The organism is Clostridium sp. 1001271B_151109_B4, assembly GCF_015670405.1.
GTDB lineage: Bacteria > Bacillota > Clostridia > Clostridiales > Clostridiaceae > Clostridium.
On sequence record NZ_JADPBQ010000001.1, the window covers coordinates 42,271 to 62,780 of the forward strand.

At 26.9% G+C, this 20,510-nt stretch carries 18 protein-coding genes; 14 read left to right on the top strand and 4 right to left on the bottom strand.

Annotated elements, in window-relative coordinates; all coding sequences use genetic code 11:
- On the bottom strand, window positions 1–1,271 hold a 1,271-nt coding region (locus I4V63_RS00210; RefSeq protein ID WP_347707699.1), incomplete at its 3' end, for a histidine kinase dimerization/phospho-acceptor domain-containing protein.
- On the bottom strand, window positions 1,249–1,935 hold the full coding sequence (locus tag I4V63_RS00215; protein WP_195999306.1) for a response regulator transcription factor: 687 nt from the start codon (window positions 1,933–1,935) through the stop codon (window positions 1,249–1,251). The genes I4V63_RS00210 and I4V63_RS00215, both read right to left, overlap by 23 nt.
- A gap of 243 nt (window positions 1,936–2,178) precedes the next feature.
- Here I4V63_RS00215 and I4V63_RS00220 point away from each other — a divergent pair, with 243 nt between their 5' ends.
- The 3 genes from I4V63_RS00220 to I4V63_RS00230 are packed head-to-tail and all read left to right on the top strand — an operon-like array spanning window position 2,179 to window position 5,142.
- A complete protein-coding gene (locus I4V63_RS00220) occupies window positions 2,179–3,420 on the top strand; it encodes a pitrilysin family protein (protein WP_195999307.1) in 1,242 nt (413 codons plus the stop codon).
- Window positions 3,421–3,433: 13 nt separating this feature from the next.
- Window positions 3,434–4,072 carry a recombination regulator RecX gene (gene recX / locus I4V63_RS00225; RefSeq protein WP_195999308.1) on the top strand — a complete coding sequence of 213 codons (639 nt, stop codon included), beginning with the start codon at window positions 3,434–3,436 and terminating at the stop codon, window positions 4,070–4,072.
- Window positions 4,073–4,086: 14 nt separating this feature from the next.
- Window positions 4,087–5,142, top strand: coding sequence for a transglutaminase-like domain-containing protein (locus tag I4V63_RS00230; RefSeq protein WP_195999309.1), 1,056 nt, complete (start codon window positions 4,087–4,089; stop codon window positions 5,140–5,142).
- A gap of 9 nt (window positions 5,143–5,151) precedes the next feature.
- On the opposite strand, the gene I4V63_RS00235 is transcribed toward I4V63_RS00230, so the two are convergent.
- Window positions 5,152–5,508: a tetratricopeptide repeat protein gene (locus tag I4V63_RS00235; protein WP_195999310.1), complete on the bottom strand. Its 357-nt coding sequence runs from the start codon at window positions 5,506–5,508 to the stop codon at window positions 5,152–5,154.
- Window positions 5,509–5,726: 218 nt separating this feature from the next.
- Between I4V63_RS00235 and I4V63_RS00240 the strand changes: the two genes are divergently transcribed.
- The 6 genes from I4V63_RS00240 to hypE all read left to right on the top strand — a co-directional run bounded on the left by I4V63_RS00240 (window position 5,727) and on the right by hypE (window position 16,066).
- Entirely contained in the window at window positions 5,727–10,016 is a 4,290-nt protein-coding gene (locus I4V63_RS00240; RefSeq protein WP_195999311.1) for a 2-hydroxyacyl-CoA dehydratase, read from the top strand.
- A gap of 219 nt (window positions 10,017–10,235) precedes the next feature.
- A complete protein-coding gene (locus I4V63_RS00245) occupies window positions 10,236–11,186 on the top strand; it encodes a carbohydrate kinase family protein (RefSeq protein ID WP_195999312.1) in 951 nt (316 codons plus the stop codon).
- 166 nt (window positions 11,187–11,352) lie between these two features.
- The gene (hypF, locus tag I4V63_RS00250) at window positions 11,353–13,632 is read left to right on the top strand and encodes a carbamoyltransferase HypF (protein ID WP_195999313.1); all 2,280 of its coding nucleotides are present in this window, start codon (window positions 11,353–11,355) and stop codon (window positions 13,630–13,632) included.
- An 86-nt stretch (window positions 13,633–13,718) separates the two neighbouring features.
- On the top strand, window positions 13,719–13,967 hold the full coding sequence (locus I4V63_RS00255; protein ID WP_195999314.1) for a HypC/HybG/HupF family hydrogenase formation chaperone: 249 nt from the start codon (window positions 13,719–13,721) through the stop codon (window positions 13,965–13,967).
- A complete protein-coding gene (hypD, locus tag I4V63_RS00260) occupies window positions 13,951–15,030 on the top strand; it encodes a hydrogenase formation protein HypD (protein ID WP_195999315.1) in 1,080 nt (359 codons plus the stop codon). The genes I4V63_RS00255 and hypD overlap by 17 nt, the downstream gene beginning before the upstream one ends.
- A gap of 22 nt (window positions 15,031–15,052) precedes the next feature.
- Entirely contained in the window at window positions 15,053–16,066 is a 1,014-nt protein-coding gene (gene hypE, locus I4V63_RS00265) for a hydrogenase expression/formation protein HypE (protein WP_195999316.1), read from the top strand.
- Window positions 16,067–16,163: 97 nt separating this feature from the next.
- Here the strand turns inward: hypE and I4V63_RS00270 are convergent, their stop codons facing one another.
- On the bottom strand, window positions 16,164–16,850 hold the full coding sequence (locus I4V63_RS00270) for a hypothetical protein (RefSeq protein ID WP_195999317.1): 687 nt from the start codon (window positions 16,848–16,850) through the stop codon (window positions 16,164–16,166).
- Between the two features lie 216 nt (window positions 16,851–17,066).
- Between I4V63_RS00270 and I4V63_RS15740 the strand changes: the two genes are divergently transcribed.
- The 5 genes from I4V63_RS15740 (at window position 17,067) to clpA (ending at window position 20,438) form a co-directional block, all read left to right on the top strand.
- Window positions 17,067–17,198 carry a CPC_1213 family protein gene (locus tag I4V63_RS15740; protein WP_260457803.1) on the top strand — a complete coding sequence of 44 codons (132 nt, stop codon included), beginning with the start codon at window positions 17,067–17,069 and terminating at the stop codon, window positions 17,196–17,198.
- An 8-nt stretch (window positions 17,199–17,206) separates the two neighbouring features.
- Window positions 17,207–17,476, top strand: coding sequence for a hypothetical protein (locus I4V63_RS00275; protein ID WP_347707700.1), 270 nt, complete (start codon window positions 17,207–17,209; stop codon window positions 17,474–17,476).
- Window positions 17,477–17,496: 20 nt separating this feature from the next.
- Window positions 17,497–17,667, top strand: coding sequence for a hypothetical protein (locus I4V63_RS00280; RefSeq protein WP_195999319.1), 171 nt, complete (start codon window positions 17,497–17,499; stop codon window positions 17,665–17,667).
- 227 nt (window positions 17,668–17,894) lie between these two features.
- On the top strand, window positions 17,895–18,194 hold the full coding sequence (locus I4V63_RS00285) for an ATP-dependent Clp protease adaptor ClpS (RefSeq protein WP_195999320.1): 300 nt from the start codon (window positions 17,895–17,897) through the stop codon (window positions 18,192–18,194).
- A 3-nt stretch (window positions 18,195–18,197) separates the two neighbouring features.
- Window positions 18,198–20,438, top strand: a complete 2,241-nt coding sequence (clpA, locus tag I4V63_RS00290) for an ATP-dependent Clp protease ATP-binding subunit ClpA (RefSeq protein WP_195999321.1) — start codon at window positions 18,198–18,200, stop codon at window positions 20,436–20,438.
- The last annotated feature ends 72 nt before the right edge of the window (window positions 20,439–20,510 follow it).

The window sequence follows — 20,510 nt, forward strand, 5'->3', positions numbered from 1 at the left end:
CCTTCATCCTTAACGATAATAATAATATCATTATTTCTAGGAGTATATTTAATAGTATTTGATAATAGATTTTGAACAACACGTTCTAATGTCATTATGTCACCTTCTACATAGGCATATGAAGGTAAATTAAATTTTACATTTAACTCTTTGTTTTGGAAATCTAATGAGAATTTTTTTACCATACCTTGAAGTAATCTAACTATGTTAAATGACTCTAAATGTAAGGATATTGTTTCAGATTCTAATTTAGATAAATCAAGCATGTTAGTTAATAATAAATTCATTTTATTTGCTTCATCTATAATAGTATCTAAATATGCAACTGCATCTTTTCCAGAAGCTATACCATCTCTTAAACCTTCAGCATATCCACATATAATACCTAGTGGGGTTCTTAAGTCATGACTTACACTTGATACGAAATCTTTTCTCATATTTTCAAGATTACGCTCTTTTTCAATATCTTTTTCTAATTGAGCATTTTTTTCTTGTAGTGTTTGAAGAGCATTTTCTAAGTTAGATGACAAAAAGTTTAGCGTATTTGCAAGATTACCAATTTCATCATCAGATGTAACTATACACTTTGTATCAAAATCTAAATTAGACATTTTTTTTGCTGCTTTATTTAAATTAATAAGTGGTTTACTAATTAATTTAGAATAAATTTTAGATAAAAATATAGCTAATATTAAAAATCCAATTAATAAATAAAAATAGAAACTACGAATAACACTTGAAGCTTCTTTGATTGGTTGTATAGAAGATACTGAAATAAGTAGTGAGTCATTTTCACTTTGGATTGAAATTGGTGCAACAATTCCTATTTTTTTGTAATCACTACCTTCATTAGTAAAAATGACACTTTGTACTTTATCATATGTTAAAACACCTTCAATTAAATCATTATTTGATAATAAGTCTGAACAAAAATTAGTTAATGATTTCATATCATCTAAGTTTTTATTATCAAAATATGATAAGTATTTTAAGGAACCATCTCTTAGTGATATAATTGCAATTCTTGAGTTATTTTTTTCTTCATAATTTTTTAATGCAGAACTTAGTGTTGTAGCATCAAAGTTTTGATAAGAATATAATGATTTTATTCGTTTAGCATCTAAAATTAATGATTCTGTCTTTTTAGAAAGATAAAAGTCTTCAAAAAATATATTTTGAAATAAGAAAGTTAAACAAAATACAATCGATATTAAACCAAAGGTTATTAATGTAATTCTTCTAGAAATACTATGCTTCATTTGGAATTTCAAATTTATACCCACTTCCTCTTACTGTAACAATATAATTAGCTTTTGACCCTAATTTTTCACGTAATCTTTTTATATTGGTGTCAACTGTTCTTAAATCTCCATAATAATCTATTCCCCATACGTTGTCTAATATAGTGTCTCTACTTAATGCAATTCCTAAATTATCAGATAAATAAACTAAAAGTTCGAATTCTTTTGGTGATAGTGTAAGAGCAACATCATTAATTTTAACTTCATGAGCTAATTTGTTAATAGTTAATCCATTATAATTTTGTGTTGGATTAAAATCATCATCATTATTAGTTGTTCTTTTTAATAAAGCTTTAATTTTGGCTATTAAAATTTTTGGGGAAAATGGCTTAGTAACGTAATCATCCGCACCCATTTCATAACCAAAAAGTTTATCCTCTTCTTGTCCTTTTGCAGTTAATAATATAATTGGAAGATTAGAAACAGTTCTAATTGTTTCTAAAACTGTAATACCATCAATTTTAGGCATCATTATATCTAATAGTATTAAATCAACTTTGTTGTTTTTAAATACAAATAGTCCTTCATCACCATCAGAAGCTTCTAATACATTAAATCCTTCTGCCTTCAAGTAATCTCTTAACAAAAATCTTATTTTTAATTCATCTTCTATTATTAATATAGTTTTATTCATAATGCCTCCTTCAAAATATATTTATTAACTAAATTATAAAACATAATTATATAATTATAAACTAATAAGTTAATTTATATCAAAAAGATAAAAAATATGTAGTTATTAAGAAGTTTAGAACAACAAATATTAAATTAAATAAAATATAAAATTTTGAAATTCACTTAATTGTTGATATTAAGTAGCAAACATATTATATTATAATTCTAGGAAAAAAGTATTTTAGATGGGGGAAGGTAGAAGATGATTAAGTTAAATTTTGATGTAAAAAAGCATATTCTTAAAAATGGATTAGAAGTCATTACTATAAAAAAGAATACCCAAATCTCATCAATTAACATAGGAATTAAAGTTGGTGCCTTAAATGAAACTCTTGAGGAAAAAGGGATTTCACATTTTATAGAACATATGATTTTTAAAGGAACTGATAATAGAACATTTCAAAAGTTAAATGATGAATTAGAGTCTTTAGGTGGAGAATATAATGCTTATACAGATTATTCTCAAACAGTATATTCAATTAGTTGCTTAGAAGAGGAGTTCATAAATGGTATTGAGTTATTAAGTGATATGCTTATTAATTCAAGGTTTCCAGAAGAAGAAGTCGATAAAGAAAGGGGAGTAATTTTAGCAGAAATAAGATCTAGTAAAGATAGTGTTGAAGATTTTAGCTTTAAAAGAATTAATGAGGTTGCATTTGAACATAGTTCTTTAAAGTATGATGTTGCTGGATTAGATGAAAATGTGAAAAAATTTACAAGAGAACAGCTTTATAATTATTATAAGAGATATTATGTGCCAAACAATTCGTTAATAACAATGGTATCATCAAGAGAACATGATGAAGCAATAAAGGAAATAGAAAAATATTTTGCTAAATGGGAACCTAAAGAGGTAACAGCTTTAAAGGTTAAAGATGAAAAAAATAAAAATATTAAGGTAGTAAGCACTAAAGAAAACATTGAATTGAGTACAATAATTTATTTGTTTACTTTTTATGATTTAGATAAAAAAAGAGAACTTCCTTTACGAATTTTAAATCATAGATTAGGTGAAAGTGCCAACTCTCTGCTATTTAGAGAAGTTAGAGAAAATAGAGGGTTAGCATATGACATCTACTCTCATTTAGATATTACTAAAAATGTAAAAACATTATATGTTTATACAGCTGTAGATGAAGAGGATATAGAAGATGCTTCTAAAGCAATAGAAGAGATTTTTAAAGATATAAAGACTAAAAAAATAGTAATTGGAGATAATGATTTAAATATAATGAAAAAGGTTCATAAGACAGCTGTGATTTCCACATTAGAAGATTCAGTTGAATTATGTAGTTATATTTTAAGTCAAAGCTTAGAAGGTGAGGATATATTTGAATTCTTAGAAGATATGGAAAGCCTAAATAGTATTACAGCAGATGAAATATATGAAGTTGCAAATAAAGTTTTAAATAATCCTACAGTTCATATACTAAAATCATCATAAGGTGGTAATAATTATGAATATAATAACAAAAATTGAAGTAGGAAAAAGGAATAAGGAACGAGTAAATATTTATATTGATGAAGAGTATGCTTTTTCAATTAGTGCTGAATTGGTATACAAAGAAAATATAAAGGTTAAAGATAAAATTGATGTTGATTCTTTAAAAAAGTTAGCAGATGAAGATAACTATATAAAATGCAAAAATACAGCTCTTAAAACAATTGAGCGAACTTATAAAAGTGAAAAGGAATTAGTACAAAAGTTAGCATTAAAGGGTTATGATGACCATATAATTAATCGTACAATAAATTTTATGAAAGAATATAATTTATTAAATGATAATAATTATGCAACCATGTATGTTAAAGATAGATCGAGAAACGTAGGGAAAAAGAAAATTAAGTACTCTTTACTTCAAAAAGGAATTGATGAAGAGATTATTGAAAGTGAACTAGAAAAAATAAATAATGATGAGGTTAAAGTTACTGTTTTTGAAATGGCTTTAAAAAAATACAAAGTATTTAGTAAAAGAGAAAATGATAATTATAAACTAACGCAAAAGTTATATAGATTTTTAATGGGGAAGGGGTATGATTATGATTTAATTAAAGATGTTGTGAAATCTATAGTTAAATCAGAAGATTTCGAATAAAAGGAGCAATCTTAATGAATGAAATACTCTCTTATGCTATATGTTTTTTTATTATAATATTAGGAGTTACAGACAGTGTAAAAAGGTCATTGAATGGAAGAAATGTAACTTTTGCTCTAGAGAGGGTCCTTTATTATATTTCTATATTTATTACAATCTTAATAATTTCTTTAAGGATTGATGTTATTATTAAAGGTATTACTAAAATATCAATTTCATATTTTAAATTAACGAGTGTTTATAATGATATTTGTAAGATAGCATTATTGGTAGGGTTATTCTTTTTACTCCAAGTATCGTTTTATATGATATTTAGAAAAGTTATTATACCGATGTTTAAGGGATTAAATAAGGCAAATAGTGTTTTGATTGTTATATTATCATCAATATTTGGAACAATAAAAGGCTTAGTGGCAATACTAATATTTTTTATAGCATTAATTATGTACAATAATACTATAGGAATTTATAATAAAGTTGATTTATTTAGTTATAATAAGGTTTATGAGAAGTTATCTTCTGAAATAGCAAAAAATAATAGTGACCTTACAGACGAAATTGTAGAAAATTTTCTACCAACAAGTAATATAATTATTTACTATAATGGTGTCACATTGGATGAAGGAGTTAAATCTACAAATGAAATTGATGAAAAGGCAAAAGAGTTAACTAGTGGTGTAACAAATGATATGGATAAAGCTAGAATATTATATTCTTGGATTGGAAGTAATTTAGAATATGATTATGATAGAGCAGAAAAAGCATTAAATAATGAAAAGGTTGAAAATAGTGGAGCTATTTCAGCATTTGAAAACCAAAGTGGTATTTGTTTTGATTATTCTTGTCTTTATGTTGCTATGGCAAGAGCAGTAGACTTAAAGGTTAGATTATTAACTGGTACAGCATATGATGGGAAACAATATGGACCACATGCATGGAACGAAGTTTATATTAGTGAGATAGAAAGTTGGATACCAGTAGATACCACTTTTTATTTAGCAGGAGATTATTTTAATAATGATGATTTTTATGAAGATCATATAACTGATAGTATTGCAGGAGAATGGTAAAAGCGCTTATTAAAGCGCTTTTTTATTTTTAGAAATTAATAAATTTATAGCTTTTTCACAGTCTTTATCTGAGGCATCTAAAGCCCAGGCTCTGTTAAAATAAATCAGTGCTTTATTTACATTTTCAAGCATTGCATAGCAATATGCTAAATTAAAATAATACTTACTTTCTTTTTGTATACTTAAAGCCTTTCTAAGCATTTCAATCGCGCTATTAAAATCCTTAAGTTTAATGTAACATACACCGGCATTATAATAAGCGCAACTTTCATTTTCACCTACTTCAATAGATTCTATGTAATTTTCGATTGCTTTAGAGTAATCTTTATTATTATAATATTTATTTCCTTCATTAAAGTAACTCATATTAACCTCCTAAGTATTTACTCAGATATTTTAATTATTGTCTTTACCACATAATATTATTCACAAAATATATTTTTTAGAAGATAATATATATCAACCAAATGTTAGTAAATATTTAACAAAAGGAAAATATTGGGGGTAATGTTTATTTAATATGAAAAATTCAAATTTATGTGATATAATTAGTTCGATATATTAATTGAAGAGAGTGGTAAAATATGATGAGTTATAAATTAGGAATTGATGCAGGATCTACTACAATAAAAGTTGTGGTATTAGATAATTATAATAAGGTAATTTATAGTGATTATAGGAGACATTTTTCAGATATAAAAACTACTTTAAATAATTCATTAAAAGAATGTTTTGAAAGTATTGGTAATGTTAATTTAAAAGTAACTGTTACAGGTTCTGGTGGAATAGGAGTATCACAGTGGCTAAAATGTAAATTTGAGCAAGAAGTTATATCTTGTACTAGGGCAGTAGAAGAGTTTATAAATAAAACAGATGTTGTTATTGAACTCGGGGGAGAAGATGCTAAAATAACTTATTTAAAAGGTGGAATAGATCAAAGGATGAATGGAACATGTGCTGGTGGAACAGGTGCATTTATTGATCAAATGGCCATTTTATTAAATACTGATGCAAAGGGATTAAATATATTAGCAAAAGAGGCAACCAATATTTATCCAATAGCTTCAAGGTGTGGAGTTTTTGCAAAAACTGATATACAACCATTAATTAATGAGGGAGCAAAGAAAGGTGATATTGCAGCATCAATATTTCAAGCCGTTGTAGATCAAACAATAAGTGGACTAGCATGTGGTAAACCTATTAGAGGTAATGTTGCATTTCTTGGTGGGCCACTTCATTTTCTTGATAGTTTAAGGGAAAGATTTATTAAAACTTTAAATTTAAAAGAAGGTGAATACTTTGCACCAGATAATTCAGAAATTTATGTTGCTTTAGGAGCAGCAATATTAGCAGAAAATAGTGAAATAATTAATTCTAATGAGTTAATAAATAGATTGAATGAAATCGGCGCTAAAACAATAGTAAATGATTCATTAGAACCATTATTTATTAATGAGGAAGATTATAATAAATTTAAGCAAAGACATAGTTTAAGTATTGTTCCTAAAGGCGATTTATATAAATATAAGGGGAAAGTATTTATAGGGATAGATGCAGGATCGACTACAACTAAAGCTGTTGTTTTAGGTGAACATGGAGAATTATTATATTCTAGTTACAACAATAATGAAGGAAGTCCTTTAAATAAAACTATAGATATTTTAAAAGAAATATATCTATTATTAAATAAAGATGTACACATAGCAAAAGCTACAGTTACTGGCTATGGAGAAGGTTTAATTAAAGCAGCTCTAGGGGTAGATATTGGTGAAATAGAAACAATTTGTCATTTTAGAGGTGCGAAAGAATTTATGCCTAATGTAGATTTTATATTAGACATAGGTGGACAAGATATGAAAGCATTAATGATTAAAGATGGAGTGATTAATAATATTTTGTTAAATGAAGCATGTTCATCAGGATGTGGTTCATTTATTGAAGGGTTTAGTAAGTCCCTAGGAATTTCTATTGATGAGTTTTCTAAGTTGGCTATAAAATCAAAACGTCCAGTTGATTTAGGTTCAAGGTGTACTGTATTTATGAACTCAAAGGTAAAGCAAGTACAAAAAGAAGGTGCAAGTATTGCAGATATTTCTGCAGGTCTTTCTTATTCGGTAATAAAAAATGCTTTATATAAAGTAATTAAAATTAGAAACTTTGATGAATTAGGTAAAAATATTATAGTGCAAGGTGGTACTTTTTATAACGATGGAATATTAAGAAGCTTTGAAAAAGTTACAGGTATTGATGTTGTAAGACCTGAAATAGCAGGTCTAATGGGAGCATATGGAGCAGCGTTAATAGCTAAGGAATCTTATAAAGATGGTGAGATATCATCATTAATAACAAGAGATAAAATTAATGATTTCACAATAGAAACAAGTTGTGAAAGGTGTGGAAGATGTGGGAACAATTGCTTGTTAACAATAAATAAATTTAGTGAAAATGAAAATTATATTACAGGAAATAGATGTGAAAGACCTCTTGGGAATATTGAAAAAAAAGTAGATGTACCTAATTTATATAAATATAAGTTAAAAAGAATATTTTCTTATAAATCTTTAAGTAAGGAAGAAGCTGTAAGGGGCGAAATAGGTATACCTCGTGTTTTAAATATATATGAAAATTATCCATTTTGGTTTACTTTCTTAACAAAATTAAGGTTTAGGGTAGTATTATCTCCAGTTTCTAATAAAGATATATTTAAATTAGGAATAGAAACTATACCATCAGAATCGGCTTGCTATCCAGCTAAAATAAGTCATGGGCATATTATGCATTTAATTAATAAGGGAATTAAAACTATTTTTTATCCGTGTATCCCTTATGAATATAAAGAAGATAGTGGGGCTAATAATCATTATAACTGCCCAATGGTTACATCATATCCAGATGTTATTAAAAATAATATAGATGAATTAAAAGATAAAGATATAAAATACCTTTCACCATTTTTATCATTGCATAATAAAGAAAAACTTTATAAAAGGCTTTATGAAATTTTTGAAGAGTTTAATGTTACTAAAAAAGAAGTAATAAATGCCGTGGATGCTGCTTTTAAAGAAAGAGAAAGTGTAGTTAATGATATAAGAAAAAAAGGTGAAGAAACATTAAAATATATTGAAGATAACAACATGAAGGGTATTGTTTTAAGTGGTAGACCATATCATGTTGACCCTGAAATTAATCATGGATTAACAGATATTATAACATCATTTAATATGGCTGTATTTACTGAAGATAGTGTTGCTCATTTAGGTGATTTAAATAGACCGATAAGAGTAGTTGATCAGTGGATGTATCATACTAGGCTATATAGAGCTGCTGCATTTGTAAAGGAGAGAAAGGATTTAGAATTAATACAGTTAACATCATTTGGTTGTGGATTAGATGCTGTTACTAGCGACCAGGTATCCGAAATATTAGCTAGTAAAGGAAAGATGTATACATTAATAAAAATAGATGAAGGAAGCAATTTAGGTGCTGTTAAGATAAGAATAAGATCCTTAAAAGCAGCAATGGAAGAAAGAGAAAAAAATAATGTTGTATTAAAAAATATTGATAACAGTTATGAAACAAATGTGTTTACAAAGGAAATGAAAAAAGATTGGACAATACTTGCACCTCAGATGTCACCTATGCATTTTCAATTTGTAGAAAAAGCTGCAAAAGCTAGTGGTTATAATATTGAGGTATTACCTGCAAATGATAAAGATGCTATTGAAGAAGGTGTTAAATATGTTAATAATGATGCTTGCTATCCTTCAATACTAGTTATTGGACAAATGATTCATGCATTAAAAAGTGGAAAATATGATCCAAATAAAACAGCATTAATTATTACACAAACTGGTGGAGGCTGTAGAGCAACTAATTATGTTGGATTTTTGAAGAAAGGCTTAAGGGAGGCAGGTTTTCCTAATGTACCTATTATTTCATTAAATGCATTAGGTATGGAAAAACAACCTGGATTTACAATTTCATATGGGTTAATAAAGAAGCTTATGATGGGTATCATTTATGGTGACTTATTTATGAGGGTGCTTTATAGGGTGAGACCTTATGAAGTTGTTAAGGGATCTGCAAATAAGTTATATGAATTCTATCGAGAAAAGGCATTTGAAAATATAAATAATGGTAGTAAACGTGAAATGAATAAAATAGTTAAAGAAATAGTTAAAGCCTTTGATACTCTTGAAATTAATGATTTAGTTAAGCCAAAGGTAGGTATAGTAGGAGAAATATTGGTTAAATATCATCCAACAGCAAATAATAATATAATAGATGTTTTAGAAAATGAAGGGGCAGAAGTAGTTGTGCCTGAATTATTAGATTTCTTTTTATATTGTTGTTATAACTCTAAATTTAAAAATAGATATTTATCAGGAAGTAAAATAACAAAGACTGGGTGTGATATTGCAATTTCCTATATTGAAGCATATAGAAAATTTGTAGTGAAAGAATTACAAGATAGTGAAAGATTTGGATATCCAACTACTATAAGTCATTTAGCAGAAAAGGCAGCTAATGTTGTTTCTTTAGGTAACCAAACAGGTGAAGGATGGTTATTGACAGGTGAGATGGTAGAATTAATCGAAAATAATGTAAATAATATTGTTTGTATTCAACCATTTGCATGCTTACCTAATCATGTAACAGGAAAAGGAATGATTAAGGCATTAAAAAATAAATATCCTTTGGCAAACATAATTGCTGTAGATTATGATCCAGGTGCATCAGAAGTTAATCAATTAAATAGAATAAAGCTTATGATGTCAGTAGCATTTAAGAACTTAAAATTGCCACAAGAAAACTATGGTTATAGAAAAGAAATTAAAATAGATGTTAATACTTTAAGAACTAATAATATATAAATATTATTATAAATTTTATACAAAAGGAATTTGAATAATTTAGTCATTTTAAATTATTAATATAGTATTTATATAAGAAAATAAATAAAAGTTAACTTAAAATAAAGAAGATTTTTAAAAAAATTCGACATTTTTTTTAAATCCTCTTTATTTTTTTTCATCTCTTTACTATAATGTACTTATGTTTTAATACGTTAAATTAGTGGCAGGAGAGATAGTATGAATGATAAAAATCCTTATATTTTAGTTTTAGGAGCTTCGATTGTTGATATTTTTGGGTTTTGCGGAAGAAGTTATGCCCAAAGGGATTCAATACCAGGGCATATAAAAATATCTTTTGGAGGAGTATGTAGAAATATTGCAGAAAATCTAGCAAGAGTTGGAGTAGAAACAAAGTTTATTTCGACTTTAGGTGATGATGAAAATGGAAAAAGCATTTTTGATCACTCTAAAAGATTAGGATATAACATGGAGCATTCATTATTTTTACAAAATGAAAGCACTCCAACATATATGGCAATTTTAAATCATCAAGGTGAAATGGAATCAGCTGTAGTAGATATGGAAAGCTTAAATAAAATGGATGAAAGCTTTATAGATGAAAAAGATAGTATTTTTAGAAATGCACAATATACTATACTTGATTCAGATAATCCAGTTTTATTAGAGTATATTTTAAAGAAATATGAAGGAATAAGCAACTTTATATTAGATCCAGTATCAGCAAAAAAAGCTAGAAAGATTCGTCATTTAATAAAATACTTCCATACAATAAAACCTAATAGATTTGAAACAGAAGCTTTATGTGGTTTTAAGATTGAAAGTAATGAAGACTTAAGAAAAGCAGGTAGATTTTTCATTGAACAAGGTGTAAAAAATGTATTCATTAGCTTAGATGCAGATGGAATATACTATATTACTAGTGAAGGTGAAGAAGGAACCCTTGCATGTGCTGATAAGATAGATGTAAAAAACGTTACAGGAGCTGGTGATTCATTTGTTGCTGGAATTGGATATGGATATATGAATAATTTAAATATTAAAGATACTCTTAAATATTCAGTTGCAATGTCTATAATTACAATAACTCATGAAGAAACTATAAATCCTGACATGTGTCATGCTTTAGTTGAGGATTTTGTTAAAAATACTAGATGGAATGAAAATTAATACTTTCAGATAAGACTCTTTAATGAGTCTTATTTTTTTACTAATGATTTCTTTAAAATTGAAAATATGGTAATTATAGTGATATAATTAAGTGAGATTATAATGTTAACTGATAGTATAAGACTATAAATATATTAAATAGTTTTAAATAAATTGAGGGGTACAGATGAGTAAAAAAAGAAAGGTTATTGATGTTTATGGAATTGTACAAGGTGTTGGGTTTAGGCCTTTTGTTTATAACTTAGCTATAAAAAACAGTTTAACCGGATATGTTAACAATAACAGTGATGGTGTTATTATAGATGTTCAAGGAGAGGAAAATAATTTAGAGGCATTTGTTGTTGAATTAAGTAAAAATCCACCACTTTTATCTAAAATAAAGAAAATGAATATTACTGAAAAAAAGGTAAAGCAAGAACATACGGATTTTTATATAAAATCAACTGAAAAAAATTTAAATCCTACCACATATATTTCACCAGATTACTCAATATGTGATAAATGTAAAACAGAAATTTTTGATAAGAATGATAAAAGATATAGATATCCCTTTACAAATTGTACATGCTGTGGGCCGAGGTTTTCAATAATTAAAGAACTACCATATGATAGGAATTTAACAACAATGAATAAATTTGAAATGTGTAAAAGTTGTAAAGATGAATATAATAATCCTGCAAATAGAAGATTTCATGCACAACCAAATGCATGTCCAAAATGCGGACCCATGGTATTTTTAAGTAAAAGTAATGGAGAATTAATAAAATGTGAAGATCCTTTAAGAGAAACTATTAAATTGATTAAAGAAGGTAATATAATAGCAGTTAAAGGATTAGGCGGATTTAATTTATGTTGTGATGCTAAAAATAAAGAGGCAATAAGGTTATTAAGAGAAAAAAAGAATAGACCAAGAAAGCCGTTAGCTGTAATGATGAGGGATTTAGATGTTGTTAAAAAATACTGTAATTTAAGTAAGGAAGAAGCGAAAGTATTATTAAGTAATGAAAGACCAATCGTACTATTAAAAAAGAATAAAAATTATAATCTTCCTAAAAATTTGGCATCTGATAATAAGAGATTAGGGGTAATGCTTCCATATACTCCATTGCATTATTTGTTATTTGATGAAAATACAGAAATATTAGTTATGACAAGTGGAAATATAAGTGGAGAGCCAATAATTTATAAAAATGATGAAGCATTAGAAAAATTAAATAATATAGCACATTATTATTTGTTAAATAATAGAGACATTTATATGAGTATTGATGATTCTGTTATTAGAGTTATTAAGAATAGAGAAAGAGTTATAAGGAGTGCTAGAGGATATTCACCTAAAAGTATATTTATGAATACTAAAAGTGAAATTTTAGCACTAGGGTCAGAATTGAAAAATACTATAAGTGTTAGTAATAAAAATGATGTATTTATTAGTGAGTATATAGGTGATTTAAAAAATATAGAAACTATTAATAAGTTTGAAAGATCAATTTCCCATTATTTTAAAATATATAGTATAAAACCTAAAGTAATTGTTTATGATATGCATCCAAGTTTCATTTATAGAGAAATGAATTTAAAGGAGAAATTAAATTTAAATAATGATATTAAAATTATAGAAACACAGCATCATCATAGCCATGTTGTAAGCTGTATGGTAGAAAATGATATAAATGAACAAGTAATAGGTATTGCATATGATGGAACTGGATATGGAGATGATAAAAAAATATGGGGTGGAGAATTTTTACTATGTAATAGAAAAAAATATGTAAGAATTGGACATTTACAGTATTTTAATTTACCAGGTGGAGAAAGTTCTATTAAAAATCCATGGAAAATTGCATTATCTTTACTATATAAGTCATATAATGATGATTTTATTAACTATATACCCAATAATCTTAAGAATAAAAGTGTTAGTGTAATTAAGAATATTATTGATAAAAAAATAAACTCACCTGAAACATCAAGTATAGGTAGATTATTTGATGGAATTTCTGCTTTAATTGGATTAATTGAAGAAATTTCTTTTGAAGGTGAAGCAGCTATAATATTAGAAAATATAAGTAATGAAGAAATAATAAGTAACTATAAATATAATATAGATAAAATAGAAGATAGATATATTATAAAATTTAATGAAATAATTATAGGAATAGTTAATGATATTAGAAATAAAGTTACTAAAGATATTATTAGTGCAAAATTTCATAATACTGTAGTTGAATTTACAATAGATATGGCAAAAAGGATTAGAGAAAAAAGCAAGATTAACAAAGTTATACTTACTGGGGGAGTATTTCAAAATGAAATATTACTTGATAGAACTATTGTTAAATTAATTGAAAATAACTTTGATGTAATAACTCATACAATTATTCCTTGTAATGATAGTGGCATTAGTTTGGGTCAATTGGCAATAGCAAATGAAAAAATAAATTAAATATAAATGAGTTTAAAAAGTGTAAGAAAATTTAATTCAGCAAATTAAAGCTTTTATATATAGCTTATTTGAAAGGAGAAAAATATATGTGTATAGCAGTTCCGGCGAGAATAGAATCTATTATGGATAATGAAGCAACTGTAAGTTATGGTGGAATAAAGATGAAAGTGAATATTATGTTTATAAATGAACCTAAAGAGGGTGACTATGTATTAGTTCATGCAGGCTGTGCAATTCAAAAAATAGATGAAGATTATGCTAATGAAACACTAGAAATATTTAGCGAGCTTAGTCAGGCAATTGAGGAGTGTGAAAGAAGTGGACACACTAAATAAGCTAAAGGACGTTACTATTACAAAGAAGCTTTTAGATAAGATAAAAAGTGAGGTAATATCAGAAATTTCTATTATGGAAGTGTGTGGAACGCATACAAATGTAATTTTAAAGAGTGGTATAAAGGAGTTATTGCCTGAAAAAATAAGACTTATAAATGGGCCAGGTTGTCCTGTGTGTGTAACACCACAAGGTTATATTGATACAGCAATAAAACTATCAAAAAAAGAAAATATTATAATTACTACTTTTGGTGACTTGATGAGGGTTCCAGGAAAGGAAAGTACCTTAAGTAAGGAAAAAGCATTAGGAAGTGATATTAGGGTTGTTTATTCACCATTAGATAGTATTAAAATAGCTAGGGAGAATCCAAGTAAAGAGGTTATATTTTTAGGTATAGGATTTGAAACAACAGCTCCAATCATTGCATTGAGTATAAAAATAGCTAGTGATGAAAATATCAATAATTTTTCAGTTTTTAATAGTCTAAAGACAATGCCAGAAGCAATGAAGAGTTTAGTATTAAATCCTAATATAAAGATTGATGCATTTTTATGTCCTGGACATGTTGCAACGATAATTGGTGAAAATCAATTTAAGAAATTAGCGTTGAAATATAATATTCCAATGGTTATAGCTGGGTTTGAGATAAATGATATTTTAGCATCTATATATACAATAATAGAGATGAATAAGAATAATAAAAATTATTTAGTTAATTTATATAGTAGGCTTGTAAAAAGAGATGGGAATATAAATGCAGTTAATATAATAAATGAAGTTTTTGAAAAAAGCGAAAGCATATGGAGAGGTCTAGGAAAATTAGATAATGCAGGATTAATTATTAAAAATAAATATAGTCATTTTGATGCATTAAATAAATTTGACATTGAACTTATACAGGAAAGTGATAATAAAGGATGTTCTTGTGGAGAAGTGTTAATGGGTATAAAGGAACCAACAGAATGTAATTTGTTTGGGAATATATGTACTCCTATGACTCCAATTGGAGCGTGTATGGTATCAGAGGAAGGAACTTGTTCTGCTTATTATAAATATAAGTAATTTAGTTGGAGGGAGAGATTTTATGAGTAATGAAATTATAACTTTAAGCCATGGTAGTGGTGGAAAGGCAACTAATAAATTAATTAATAATGTATTTTATAAATATTTTAATAATGAAATTTTAAATCAACAAAATGATTCATCAGTTTTGCCGTTAATAGATGGAAGAATTGCAATATCTACAGATTCTTTCGTTATAAATCCAATATTTTTTAATGGAGGAGATATAGGTAAACTTGCTATTTGTGGAACGATTAATGATATATCTATGAGTGGGGCAAAGCCGTTATATATTACGGTAGGTTTTATAATTGAAGAGGGATTAGAGATTAATGATCTAGAGAAAATAGTGAAATCTATGGCTGATACAGCTAAAAAGGCAAATGTAAAAATTGTAACTGGTGATACAAAGGTTGTAGAACGAGGAAGTTGCGATAAAATATATATTAATACAACTGGTATTGGAATAATAGAAAATGAGGGATGTTATTATAGTGGAGATATGGTCAAAGATGGTGATTATATATTATTAAGTGGCACTATAGGTGATCACGGAATGTGTATTATGAATAATAGAGAAAATTTAGGGTTTGATGTAGATATTAACAGTGATTGTTGCTTATTAAATTTCTTAATAGATGATATTTTATCAGTAAGCAAAAATGTTAGGGTACTAAGAGATCCTACAAGAGGTGGAGTAGCTACAACACTAAATGAAATAATTGAGCATAGCAATATTAGTATAGAGATTGAAGAAGAGAATATTCCAGTAAAAAAAGAGGTTTCTGCAATGTGTGATATTTTAGGATTAGATCCTCTTTATGTAGCCAATGAAGGAAAGTTAATTGTAATTGTTGATAAGGATGATGTTTCAAAGGTGCTAGAAGTAATGAAAAAAAATGAAGTAGGTCAGGATGCAGTAATTTTAGGAAAAGCTATAGATGATGGTAAAAATAAATTATATCTTAAAACTAAAATTGGTGGTAAAAGAATTATAAGTATGCCGGATGGTGAATTATTAGTTAGAATTTGTTAATAAAATTAAAATGACAAATAGCAAATTACTTCTTTATAAGATAATTTATATTAAACTTGCTATTTGTCATTTTTTTATTTAAAGTGCAATTATAATCTTAACATAAAATTGATTTAATGCATTTGATGGCTTTGCAGTTATTAGAAGTTTCTATATATAATGAATTATCTTCACCATAAAATGAAGAAAATACATCTAAGTTTTCAGAAACTGCGCAATAAATTTTAGCAAAAGTTCCTGATTTAACATTTGGTAGTTTAACTCTTATAGTTTTACTTTCAATATAATTTATACACCATTTGTCTAATATACACTTAACAGTTCTTACATCTTTTGAATTTTGTTTTTTATTATTTCCAACAACAAAATTAAATAGACTACAACTATCATTTAAATTTAAATATGAATAGCCATTTAATGATATTTTTTTGCATGCTATTTCTGATAATAAATCACAGATAGTATCTGAATTTGCTATAATTGAAAGTTGAGTTCTTTCTTCTATAGAAACATCACAACATGAAAAGTTATCTTGGTTGCTACTTGAAAAATCCCTAGAGAAATCACTTATGCCGCTCCTAGAGAAATCCCTAGAGAAATCACTTACGTTGCTCCTAGAGAAATCATTAGAGAAATCGCTTTGACTTTCACTTGGGCAATCACTTGGGCAATCACTTAGACAATCACTTGGGCAATCACTTAGACAATCACTTGGGCAATCACTTATACAATTACTTGGGCAATCACTTTGATAGTCACATGAATTAAAATAATAATCTGACATTATATCATCTCCATATAATCTTTTGTTTTAATTGTTCATAATACATAATATGAAGAAGATAATAAAAGGTTCAAAGTATTAATATAAAATTAAAAGGTTTATGTTTATAAAAAATTTTTTAAAATCTATCTAAAGTTAAAAGTAAGTACAAATGGAAAACATCTTATAGGATATTAGTATTCTTACGGGAAAAGATAATATTGAGGTGAGATTATTATGACAAATAAAATGAAAAAAACTAAACATCAACACAAAAATGTAAATCATAACCCACAAGTAGAAAGTGTAAAAGCATGTTTTGGAGAACCAAAGGCTAAAACATATGATCCTACTGATTTTAAGATATAACAAAGGTAGTGATTATATTGGAAAAATATGATTATGTATTTAGATGGCTAAAAAAGGCAAAAAAACCAGAACGACATATTGAAGAAATGGAGATCTTTGCAAAAAAACATCCAATAATATTTATGAAGTTTCATAAAGAATCTAGTGCAATAGTAAAATATGATGAAACTGATGATAAATATATCAAAGCTAAAGAAGAGTTGACAGAATTATTTAACAAAAATGAGGATGCTTTCAAACAAGTTTTTCATGCAGTTGAAACTAAATTTAATTATTAATTGTTTAAGAGGTAAAGTTTATGGATAATAATAAAAATAGAATGAAGGATAGACCTAAATCTAAAAATGAATTAAGGAAAATTGATCCAACAGGAAATTCAGAAGTTGGAATAGAAAATGGAGAAAGAATAGGTGCTCATTCACATAATAAAAAGAATTATAAGACCTATGAATGGATGCAAGATAAATAAAAATTATATTTAAAGTAAAAAAGGCTATACAAATAAATGTATAGCCTTTTATTATGGTATTATATTAACAGGAAATGAAGAAAAATTAATGAAATACTTGCTATTATAAAGTTTCATTACTATAATTACCATGTAAAACATAAGAAATATAAAGAGAAAACTTTTGATATAATATTGCAAGTTTATAAAAGATATAATAGTTTGAATTTTAAATAAGGTGGGATAAAATGGAGACTAAAATCTTAATAGAAAACAAAGAAAAAGTTAAAGTAAAAAAACCAAAACACTATAAAGTTATTATGCATAATGATGACTTTACAACTATGGAATTTGTTGTAGATATATTAATGACAGTTTTTAAAAAAAATATAAATCAAGCAAATAAAATAATGATGGATGTTCATAAAATTGGAAGAGGAATTGTTGGAGTATATCCTTATGACATAGCAACAACAAAAGTTGCTATTGCACTAGGAATGGCTAAGGAAGAAGGTTTTCCTTTTAACATTACAATTGAGGAGGAATAAAAGGTGGAGATTTCAAGAGAAGTTAATGAGATTATTTTAAAGGCATATGATTTTGCAAAAAGCAATAAAGATGAATTTGTAACAGCTGAACATTTATTATATGGAATTACTTTTGAAGAGAGATTTATAAATGCTTTAAGAGAATTAAATGGGAATGCAATAGCTTTAAGAAAAAAGCTTGAAGAATATATTAGTGAGTATATAGAAGAAGGAAACACTGATAGCCCTGTTGAAAGCTATAGTTTTCAGCAAGCTATTATAATAGCTAGTGAACAAGCTGTATTTTCAAGTCAGAAAAGTATTACAATGGAGCATTTAATTTCTGCAATATATGATTTGGAAAATAGTTATGCTTCTTTCTATTTACAAGAAAAAGGTATTGAAAAAAGAGATTTATTATATAAGCTTTGTCATGAAAATTATGATGGAAATGATTATATTCCTGAGGGTTTAATTTCAGAAGAAAATGAAGAGATTGATGATGATACAGATGGAAATAACAAAAAAGATTTAATTAAAATATTAACTGTAAATTTAAATGAGCAAGTAAAAGATGAAAATTCTGATCCACTAATAGGAAGAGAAGATATTTTAGAAAGAACAATACAAATATTATGCAGAAGAACAAAGAATAATCCTATTCATGTAGGAGAGCCAGGTGTAGGAAAAACTGCAATAACTTTAGGGTTAGCAAAGCTTATAAATAGTGGTAATGTACCTGAAAAGTTGAAAAATGCAGAAGTATTTTCATTGGATATTGGAGCTGCATTAGCAGGAACAAAGTATAGAGGAGACTTTGAAGAAAGAATTAAGAAAGTTTTAAATGAAATAGAATTACATGAAAATCCAATTGTATATATAGATGAAATTCATAACATTGTTGGTGCAGGAGCTATAGATGGGGGGGCTTTAGATACATCCAATCTTTTAAAGCCATATTTAGTAGGTGGAAAAGTTAAATTTATAGGTGCTACAACTTTTGATGAATATAAAAAGTATTTTGAAAAAGATAAGGCGTTGAGTAGAAGATTTCAAATCATTGAAGTAAAAGAAACATCAATAGAAGAAACTATTAAAATACTAAATGGATTAAAATCAAATTATGAAAGCTATCACAATGTAAAATATACCAATAACGCAATAAAAGTAGCTGTTGAGTTAAGTAGTAAATATATAAATGATAGGTTTTTACCAGATAAGGCTATAGATATTATTGATGAAGCAGGGGCATATTCAGCAATGAATAGAAGAGATTTAAAAGAAGTCTTAATAGACGAGAAAGCAATTGAAGATGTCATTTCAAGAATATGTCATATACCTAAGAATACTGTGGAAAAAGATGAAGTTTCATCATTAATGGATTTAGAAAAGAATCTTGAAAGTAATATATTTGGACAAGATAAGGCAATACATGAAGTTGTAAGATGTATTAAAATTTCAAGAGCCGGATTAAATAATGAAAATAAACCAATAAGTTCATTGCTATTTGTTGGTCCGACAGGAGTAGGAAAGACTGAGGTAGCTAAGACTTTAGCTGATAGTTTAGGAGTCAAATTAATTAGATTTGATATGAGTGAGTATGCTGAAAAGCATGCAGCAGCTAAGCTTATAGGAGCACCTCCAGGATATGTGGGATATGAAGAAGGTGGACTTTTAACAGATACTATAAGGAAAAATCCATATTGTGTTTTATTATTAGACGAAGTTGAAAAGGCTCATCCTGATATATTAAATGTTTTACTTCAAGTTATGGATTATGCAACATTGAGTGATAATCAAGGAAGAAAAGCTGACTTTAGAAATGTTGTATTAATAATGACTTCTAATGCTGGAGCCAAGGATATTGGTAAAAGTATAATTGGGTTTGGTGAAAGAATTATTCAAGGAGAAGCAATTATGGAAGAAGTTAAAAAATTCTTCACTCCTGAATTTAGAAATAGATTAGATAAAATAGTTGTATTTAATCATTTGAACAAAGAAATGGCATTAAATATTGCAAGAAGAGAATTAAAGAAGTTTAATGAACAACTATTAAAGAAAAATGTTAAGGTTAACTTTGATGAGGAGTGTATTAAATTCATTGCCAAAAATGGAACGTCCCAAGAGTATGGAGCTAGAGAAATACTTAGAATTATTAATCAAGAAATTAAACCAATGCTTGTAGATGAAATTCTTTTCGGAAAACTAAGTAATGGCGGGGAATTAGCTGTTAGTGTTGTAGGGGATAAATTTATTTATAGTTAATGCCTTTGGTAAAGTAAAAAGAAATTACTTTTAAAATACCCTCATATGTTTTAATTATAATTAATATAAATT

Bases quoted from the DNA above. Each gene is read 5' to 3' on its own strand.
- I4V63_RS00215 (WP_195999306.1), bottom strand. From the start codon at position 1,935: ATGAATAAAACTATATTAATAATAGAAGATGAATTAAAAATAAGATTT.
- I4V63_RS00220 (WP_195999307.1), top strand. From the start codon at position 2,179: ATGATTAAGTTAAATTTTGATGTAAAAAAGCATATTCTTAAAAATGGA.
- recX (WP_195999308.1), top strand. From the start codon at position 3,434: ATGAATATAATAACAAAAATTGAAGTAGGAAAAAGGAATAAGGAACGA.
- I4V63_RS00230 (WP_195999309.1), top strand. From the start codon at position 4,087: ATGAATGAAATACTCTCTTATGCTATATGTTTTTTTATTATAATATTA.
- I4V63_RS00235 (WP_195999310.1), bottom strand. From the start codon at position 5,508: ATGAGTTACTTTAATGAAGGAAATAAATATTATAATAATAAAGATTAC.
- I4V63_RS00240 (WP_195999311.1), top strand. From the start codon at position 5,727: ATGATGAGTTATAAATTAGGAATTGATGCAGGATCTACTACAATAAAA.
- I4V63_RS00245 (WP_195999312.1), top strand. From the start codon at position 10,236: ATGAATGATAAAAATCCTTATATTTTAGTTTTAGGAGCTTCGATTGTT.
- hypF (WP_195999313.1), top strand. From the start codon at position 11,353: ATGAGTAAAAAAAGAAAGGTTATTGATGTTTATGGAATTGTACAAGGT.
- I4V63_RS00255 (WP_195999314.1), top strand. From the start codon at position 13,719: ATGTGTATAGCAGTTCCGGCGAGAATAGAATCTATTATGGATAATGAA.
- hypE (WP_195999316.1), top strand. From the start codon at position 15,053: ATGAGTAATGAAATTATAACTTTAAGCCATGGTAGTGGTGGAAAGGCA.
- I4V63_RS00270 (WP_195999317.1), bottom strand. From the start codon at position 16,850: ATGTCAGATTATTATTTTAATTCATGTGACTATCAAAGTGATTGCCCA.
- I4V63_RS15740 (WP_260457803.1), top strand. From the start codon at position 17,067: ATGACAAATAAAATGAAAAAAACTAAACATCAACACAAAAATGTAAAT.
- I4V63_RS00280 (WP_195999319.1), top strand. From the start codon at position 17,497: ATGGATAATAATAAAAATAGAATGAAGGATAGACCTAAATCTAAAAAT.
- I4V63_RS00285 (WP_195999320.1), top strand. From the start codon at position 17,895: ATGGAGACTAAAATCTTAATAGAAAACAAAGAAAAAGTTAAAGTAAAA.